2 protein-coding genes and 2 pseudogenes are annotated in these 1,345 nt (G+C 46.2%); all 4 read left to right on the top strand.

Annotation, left to right across the window (positions count from 1 at the left end; all coding sequences use genetic code 11):
- Positions 1-364, top strand: a pseudogene (locus tag ACFILU_RS08440) (phage tail tape measure protein); the annotation flags it as partial.
- Between the two features lie 38 nt (positions 365-402).
- Complete coding sequence (locus ACFILU_RS08435) at positions 403-879, top strand: phage tail protein (protein ID WP_375675571.1); 477 nt, start codon at positions 403-405, stop codon at positions 877-879.
- A complete protein-coding gene (locus ACFILU_RS08430) occupies positions 876-1,130 on the top strand; it encodes a tail protein X (RefSeq protein ID WP_375675569.1) in 255 nt (84 codons plus the stop codon). Before ACFILU_RS08435 ends, ACFILU_RS08430 begins: the two co-directional genes overlap by 4 nt.
- Positions 1,130-1,345: pseudogene (locus tag ACFILU_RS08425) on the top strand (late control protein); the annotation flags it as partial. The gene ACFILU_RS08430 and the pseudogene ACFILU_RS08425, both read left to right, overlap by 1 nt.

Raw genomic sequence — 1,345 nt, 5'->3', positions numbered from 1 at the left:
TGCCAAGGCTGGTATGGAACAAGCGGGCGAAGATCTGGCTAATTCGATTGTCGATGGCTTTATGTCGTCTATCTCACAATTGATGGATTATTGTAAATCTTTGCCTAGCCGCATTAAGGGGTGGATTGGTTCCATTGATGTAAGAGAGTTTTTGCCAAGTTTTTTGGGGGGTAAAACAGCCATTCAGCCCATACCACAATTTGCGGGGGCTTCTCCTGTAAATTCATTTGCGAGAGAGCAAAGAGACAAAGACCGTTCCCCCATCACACACAATCAAAATGTCACAGTGCATGTTAATGGTGCCCGTGAACCCATGGCCACTGGTCGTGCGGTTGCCCATGCTTTGGCAACGGGCACGTGCTAATGCGCTGCATGGCGGGACAGAATGAGGGGAGGGAGCCTATGAGAGATCCTTTGATGATGTTAGGACCACATCAATTTTATGTGGACTGGCTGAATTTCCAATCTTTTGAAGAAGAGCTTTCTGCCTCATGGGTTTGTATGGAGCGTTTTGGCAAGGCACCCAGTTTGCAATTTACCGGTTATGGCTATGATCCCAAAACCATTCATGGGGTTTGGTTTCCAGAAGAATTTGGGGACCGGGTAGCGATAGATGCCATCACTACAACTATACGAAGAGCAAAGCCTGTCCAGATGCTTCGTTGGATCAATGATACCACCTATAGTGTCCTTCTCCATGGACCCGTAGTAATCACCACGATCAATAAAGACCATGACTATATCAGTCGCTCTGGTCAATCCCAGCGCATCCGCTATTCCATTACGCTCTTGCCCTTTTTTAATGGCGGAAAACCACAAGGACAATACCAAGAGAGACAATATCAAATGGGGTATTACCAAGAGGAACCTACCCCATGAAGATACCCAAAAAGCGCGTTATTGTAGAGCTAGAGGATATGAGCCTCGATCTCCTTTGCTTTCACCATGTCATGGCTGTGTTAGGAGACCGCATCCAAGTTGGGGCACTAAACGGTTATTTAGAAGCCACACTGGAAGCCAATCCAGAGATTGCCAAATATGGTGTGTTTTTACCACGGGGCTTAAAGGTCATTCTGCCTGAATTTGTTAGCCAAGAAAAGAACAGCATGGTGAAGCGGTTATGGGATTAATGCGTACACACCCTTTTATTGCGGTCAAGGTGGAAGACAAACCTGTTCATGAGGTTTTTTACCAGCATCTTTTAACCGCAACGATTACGGACCATGCCGGGAATGAAGCCGATACATTTGAAGCAGAGTTTGACGATAGTGGCAATGATTTAGAGGTTCCCTCAAGCAATAGTGCGCTACAGGTGATCTTTGGTTATGAGAACAGCATCAGTGCA

Source organism: Bartonella sp. CL100XZDX (assembly GCF_042195375.1).
In the GTDB taxonomy this organism is placed as follows: Bacteria; Pseudomonadota; Alphaproteobacteria; order Rhizobiales; family Rhizobiaceae; genus Bartonella.
The sequence above is the reverse complement of the archived record's forward strand: the minus strand, read 5'-3'. Positions and strand labels throughout refer to the sequence as shown.

What these genes read in the sequence shown, in the direction of transcription:
- ACFILU_RS08435 (WP_375675571.1), top strand. Translation starts at nt 403, where the DNA reads ATGAGAGATCCTTTGATGATGTTAGGACCACATCAATTTTATGTGGAC.
- ACFILU_RS08430 (WP_375675569.1), top strand. Translation starts at nt 876, where the DNA reads ATGAAGATACCCAAAAAGCGCGTTATTGTAGAGCTAGAGGATATGAGC.